General features: G+C 71.4%; 4 protein-coding genes and 1 pseudogene. 1 reads left to right on the top strand and 4 read right to left on the bottom strand.

From position 1 onward, the window contains the following. Positions 1-694, bottom strand: a pseudogene (locus U9980_RS09750) (glutamate dehydrogenase); the annotation flags it as partial. Positions 695-907: 213 nt separating this feature from the next. Between U9980_RS09750 and U9980_RS09745 the strand changes: the two are divergent. Then, positions 908-1,981: a sugar phosphate nucleotidyltransferase gene (locus U9980_RS09745; protein WP_416210213.1), complete on the top strand. Its 1,074-nt coding sequence runs from the start codon at positions 908-910 to the stop codon at positions 1,979-1,981. A gap of 79 nt (positions 1,982-2,060) precedes the next feature. Here U9980_RS09745 and U9980_RS09740 read toward each other — a convergent pair whose 3' ends face one another. The 3 genes from U9980_RS09740 to cofD all read right to left on the bottom strand — a co-directional run. Next, a complete protein-coding gene (locus U9980_RS09740) occupies positions 2,061-2,924 on the bottom strand; it encodes a DUF3105 domain-containing protein (protein WP_322767630.1) in 864 nt (287 codons plus the stop codon). A 73-nt stretch (positions 2,925-2,997) separates the two neighbouring features. Next, the gene (locus tag U9980_RS09735; protein ID WP_322749348.1) at positions 2,998-4,311 is read right to left on the bottom strand and encodes a coenzyme F420-0:L-glutamate ligase; all 1,314 of its coding nucleotides are present in this window, start codon (positions 4,309-4,311) and stop codon (positions 2,998-3,000) included. Beyond that, a partial coding sequence (cofD, locus tag U9980_RS09730) for a 2-phospho-L-lactate transferase (protein WP_322767629.1) occupies positions 4,304-5,181 on the bottom strand: 878 nt, incomplete at its 5' end. The genes cofD and U9980_RS09735, both read right to left, overlap by 8 nt.

The raw sequence follows: 5,181 nt of genomic DNA, 5'->3' as shown, positions 1-5,181 counted from the left end.
GGACGAGGTCCCGCAACCGGCGGAGGACCATGTCGTCGTTGATGCCGGTCACCCACCCCAGCGCGTCCTCCAGCCGCGCGTGCAGCCGTCCGGTCTCCGTGGGACTCACCCGTGCCGGGTCCATCCGGGCGTGGAACAGTGCGACGAGATCGTGCGCATAGGACGGGTGGGCGGTCAGGACGCGGTGGGCGTAGCGGGTTCCCAGCGACGTTCCAGCCAGGCGCAGGTAACGGAACAGCGCCCGCAACAGCCCCACCTCCCGGGCGGTGAGCCCGGCGGTCAGCACGAGTGAGTCGAGGCTGTCGCTGTCGATGTCCCCGCGTGCGAGGCCCGCCAGAATGCCGCGCAGCCCGTCCATCTGCCTGAGGGCGGCGTCGGCGAGCGCCGGTGTGGCGCGCACGTGGTACTCGTCCAGGCTGACGGTGCCCCCGAGCGGGCCCGGTTGGCTCGGCAGCCAGCGATGGGTCGTCGCGCGTAGGCCGAGGTTGGTGAGCACGGGTACGACATCGGCTATGGGTGGACCCTCGCCGTGCCAGGCGAGCCACACCGCCAGTGTGGCGGGACCACCGTCGTCGGTGCGGGCGGCGGCAAAACCCGGTTCCCCACCGTGGAGCAGCGCGGCCGTAGCTGCCTCGGCGCCCGTGCGGGCGTCGCCGGGAGAGACCCGGTAGCGGACAGGTTGCTGGCGCACCACGTCTTCAGCATCGCCAGTTGGGCTCGTGCGCGCACTCCGGCGTGCCGGGGCCGGTGAACGATGTCGGTGAACAGGGCCGGTGAACAGGGCCGGTGAACGAGGCGGATCCGGCAGCTGTGCCCAGCCTGGTCGGCAGGTGTCCGCGACGCGACGCCATGGAGGTATGCCGACATCGTGCACCAGCCGGTGCGGCCTCTGGGACACTCACGCGTCATGGACGCTGTGATGCTGGTCGGAGGACAGGGTAGTCGGCTGCGCCCGCTGACGATGTCAGCACCGAAACCGATGCTTGCGGTCGCCGGCGTTCCGGTGACCGCCCACATGCTTGCTCGTGCGCGTGACGCGGGCATCACCCGTGTTGTTCTCGCCACCTCATACCGGGCCGAAGTGTTCGAGGAGTACTTCGGCGACGGCTCCGCACACGGTCTGGAGCTGGAGTACGTCACCGAGACCGAGCCGCTGGGAACCGGCGGTGCGATCCGCAACGTCGCGTCACGGCTGCGCGGTGGTCCGGGCGACCCGGTGGTCATCTTCAATGGCGACATCCTGTCGGGTCTGGACATCGTCGCGTTGGTGCGCCGGCACCGGGACGCCGACGCGGCCGTCACCCTGCATCTGACCGAGGTCGGTGACCCCCGTGCCTTCGGCGTGGTCCCCACCGACGCAGACGGCCGCGTCACCCAGTTCCTGGAGAAGACCCCCGATCCGCCGACCAACCGGATCAATGCGGGCTGTTACGTCTTCCGGCGGTCAGTGATCGACGACATTCCGGCCGGCCGGCCGGTCTCGGTCGAGCGGGAGACCTTTCCGGGGTTGCTGGCGTCCGGCGTTCTCGTGGTCGGCTACGTCGACAGCACGTACTGGCTGGATCTGGGTACCCCGGAGGCGTTCATCCAGGGTTCCCGCGACCTGGTGACGGGACGGATCACATCCTCCGCGCTGCCGGGACCCGTCGGTGACCAGCTGGTGCTGGCCGGCGCGTCCGTCGCCGCGGACGCGAAGATCAGCGGGGGGGCGGTGGTGGGTGCCGGCGCCGTGGTGGGTTGCGGCGCCACGGTGGACGGTGCGGTGCTCTTCGACGGTGCGGTCATCGGTGACGGTGCGGTGGTGCGTGGATCGGTCGTCGGCGCTGGCGCGGTCATCGGTGCACGGGTGTCACTGGACGGGGTCGTCGTGGGCGACGGTGCGCGGATCGAGCCCGACAACGAGCTGCGGGCTGGTGTGCGGGTGTTTCCCGGGGCGGTCCTCGGCGCGGGCGCGATCCGCTTCAGCTCGGACCGCGCCTGACCGCTGTGCCATCCGACGCTGATGCCCAGCCGACGCTGATGCCCGGGTTCCCCCGGGGCCACCAGCGCCGGCGCCGGGCTTACGGCGTGGAGGTGGCCGCGCCCGCCGGGGCGGACGTGGCGGTACTGGTATCCGAGCCGGCGCTCGGCGCGGTGCCGGCCTGGGTGTTGTCGGCCTGTGCGCTGTCAGCCTGTGCGCTGTCAGCCTGCGCGGTGCCGGCGATGGTCGGGCTCAGGTTGAGCGGGCCGCCGAGCGCACCGGACTCGGGCGCGGTGGGGGATGCCCACGCAGCGCCGGCCAGGCTGGGGTTGGCGTAGGTCTTCACGAACTCCTTGATGGCCGACTCCGACACGGTCGCGCATCGCTGGGTGCGGTCCCACGCCGTCAGCACGAAGTGTCTGTTGTCGGCGAACTCGCTGCGTGCCCAGGGGACGGCGATGAACCGGCTGCCGGCCGCGTCCGCGGCGGTACGCAGCGCGGTGACCTGGTCGTCCGGGAGTTTCGGGTCGTACCAGCCGATGACGAAGCCGTGTTCCAGGTTGTGGACGGCGCGCTCGATCCGCAGGTTGGGGATGCGCTCGTAGAAGCGGTAGGCGTCCGGCAGCGGGCTGGCATCGTGGTTACCCGACGATGGCGGCGCGAGGTCGTAGTTGACCGTCTGGTCGGCCGCGACGTGGGTGTTGCCGCGGGAGGCGTCGTTGACGACTCCGGTACACCCGGCCGCGGTCGCCGCCGCGCTCGCCGCGGTGACGTGACCGACCGAGTGGGACTCATCCTTCGCCTGGTTGGCCACCAGCGCGTAGACGATGATGCCGGCCAGCACCGCGACTGCGACCAGGCCGCCGGTTCCGTAGATCAGAAAGGAACGCCGGCGTTCCTGGCGCCGTTGTTCCCGCCGGAGCGTATCGAGTCTTGCGTTGCGTTCCGCACTCTTTTTTCCCACGGCGCAGGATCCTACGGAGGGTCGGTGGTCGCCCGCGCACCTCGTCCCCGCCGGACCCGCCGGACCCGCCGGACTACCGGTTGACGACGAACGCGGCGACATCGCGCGCCGGGCGATCGGCAGGCGCCTGCGCCGGGTGCCCGATGCCGACGGCACCCATAGGCTGCCACTGCGCCGGCAGCCCCAGCACGGCGCGGACCACGTCCGGGCAGAACAAGGTACTCGAAACCCAGCATGATCCCAGGTCGTCCGCGGCCAGGCAGACCAGCATGTTCTGCACGCCGGCACCCATCGCGACCAGGAACATCCGCTCCTCCGCGGCGGCCCGCCGGCTGTCCGGGTAGGCGTGGGCGCCGTCGGTGACCAGGCACGGGATGACCAGGACGGGCGCACGGCGCAGCACGTTCCCGCGGGCGAGCCGCCGGGCGACCGCCGCCTCGTCGAAGCCGTCGGCGGTCAGGTCCGCGGCCCAGGCGGTGGCCATCGCGTCAAGGAGCTGGTCGCGGGCCTGCGTCACGACCACGAACCGCCACGGTGCGGTGTGGTGCGGTGCGGGCGCGGTCAGGGCCGCCGCGAACGCACGCTCGATGGCGGCCGGATTCACCGGCCGGTCGCTGAACTCGCGGATGGTCCGCCGAGCGCTGACCGCCGCCCGCTGGGCTTCGGCGGTGCCGAGCCGGAACATGTCCTCAGCCGCCGGGCGTACCAGTGCCCGGACCCCGCGACCGTCGTCGGCGCGCGCGCGGAATCCGCGTACGAGCGCCACCGGCACTCCGGTCAGCTTCCCTTTGACCAGGTCGGCGGCGGCAGCCAGCTCATCCGCCTCGGCGATCTCGGTCATGCCGAGTTCGTTGCCGTACGGGTCGACATCGCCAACGTGGCTGCGCAGGGCGGCCATGCCCGCGACGCCGATGGCATGGTCGGTCAGGCCGGCCCGCCACGGCCGACCGGTGGTGTCGCTGACGATGACGGCGACGTGCACGCCCAGGCGCGCGTGCAACCCGTCCGCCAGCGCCCGGGCGCTGGCATCCGGGTCGACCGGCAGCAGGGCGATCTCATCCTTGATCACATTGGATGCGTCCACCCCGGCGCTGGCGATGACGAACCCGTGCCGGGTCTCCACGATCCGGGTCGGCCCCCGCCGCGCCACCTCACGGACGGTTTCGGCCTCGACGGCGGCCAGCCGGGCCGCCTCCCGGTCGCCGTCGACGCGGAGGAGTCGTCCTTCCGCCTTTGAGACGATCTTCGAGGTGACCACGAGGATGTCGCCGTCGCGTAGGTGGAGCTCGCGGGCGGACAGTGCCGTCACGATGAGTGCGGAAAGGTCGTCACCGGCGCGTACCTCACCGATTCCGGCCACGGCGATGATTTCCAGCGCGTCAGACACCGGCGAGCTCCAGGGCGGCGCGCACGATCTCGACCGTTGCCGCGACGTCGGTCATCAGCAGTGGACGGGCCTTCACGGTGACCCCGGGTACCTCGGTGCCGGTGTCGGCGGTGTCGACCAGCCAGCCGTCGAGAATCCCGTCGCCAGGGGCGGCGCGCCGGCGGGCACCGTAGTGGGTAGCCACGGCGCCGGCGCTGGTGGCCACACCGATCGCGGTGAGACAGGCGTCCGCCATGCCGCGAACGGGCGCACCGCCGATGATCGGGGATACGCCCACGACCGGTGCGGGCGTCTGCGTCAGCGCCGCTCGCACCCCGGGTACCGCGAGGATCGACCCGATGGACACCACCGGATTCGACGGCGGGAGGAGCACGACATCGGCGTCGGCGAGCGCGTCGAGAACGCCGGGCGCGGGTTGCGCGGCTTCGGCGCCCACCGAAATGATCTCCAGGGCTGGTGTGGCGGCACGCATCCGCAGCCACCACTCCTGAAAATGGATGGCTCGACGGCCTTCGTCGGTCTCCACGACGACGTGCGTCTCAACCCGTTCGTCGCTCATCGGCAGCAGCCGGATGCCGGGCTTCCACCGTTGGCAGAGTGCCGCGGTGACCTCGGTGAGCGGGTAGCCGGCGGCAAGCATCCGGGTGCGCACGAGATGGGTGGCAAGATCGCGGTCGCCGAGGCCGAACCAGGTGGGACCCACCCCGTAGGCCGCCAGCTCCTCTGCCACGGTGAACGTCTCGCCGTGGCGACCCCAGCCACGCTCGGGGGAGATACCACCGCCGAGCGTGTACATGACGGTGTCGAGATCAGGGCAGATCCGCAGGCCGTGCAGGGTGATGTCGTCACCGGTGTTGCCGATCACGGTGA

The sequence above is a fragment of the Protofrankia sp. Cr1 genome, assembly GCF_963555865.1.
Lineage (GTDB): Bacteria > Actinomycetota > Actinomycetes > Frankiales > Frankiaceae > Protofrankia.
This window is presented reverse-complemented; position numbering and strand designations above follow the sequence as displayed.